Here is a 645-nt window from a genome sequence, read left to right on the forward strand (position 1 = left end):
GGCCCTTCCTCCCAACTTAAAGTGCTTTACAATCCGAAGACCTTCTTCACACACGCGGCATGGCTGGATCAGGCTTTCGCCCATTGTCCAATATTCCCCACTGCTGCCTCCCGTAGGAGTCTGGACCGTGTCTCAGTTCCAGTGTGACTGATCATCCTCTCAGACCAGTTACGGATCGTCGCCTTGGTGAGCCATTACCTCACCAACTAGCTAATCCGACCTAGGCTCATCTGATAGCGCAAGGCCCGAAGGTCCCCTGCTTTCTCCCGTAGGACGTATGCGGTATTAGCGTCCGTTTCCGAACGTTATCCCCCACTACCAGGCAGATTCCTAGGTATTACTCACCCGTCCGCCGCTCGCCACCAGGTACAAGTACCCGTGCTGCCGCTCGACTTGCATGTGTTAGGCCTGCCGCCAGCGTTCAATCTGAGCCATGATCAAACTCTTCAGTTCAAACATCTTTGGGTTTTGAGAAAACCCTAAACTTGGCTCAGCAATCGTTGGTTACATCTTTGATTTCTCGCGGAGTAACTTGTGATGCTGATAATCTTGTTGACTATCAGTCTGACTCCACAAGCACCCACACGAATTGCTTGATTCAGTTGTTAAAGAGCGGTTGGTTAAGATCTTTCGTCTCAACCGAGG

The 645-nt window shown here is 51.3% G+C and carries 1 rRNA gene; it reads right to left on the reverse strand.

Features of this window, described 5'->3' with window-relative positions:
* Positions 1-453, reverse strand: a 16S ribosomal RNA gene (locus AC07UI_RS29120); the annotation flags it as partial.
* Between the last annotated feature and the right edge of the window lie 192 nt (positions 454-645).

The sequence above is a fragment of the Pseudomonas sp. GW821-FHT04C07 genome (assembly GCF_059420325.1).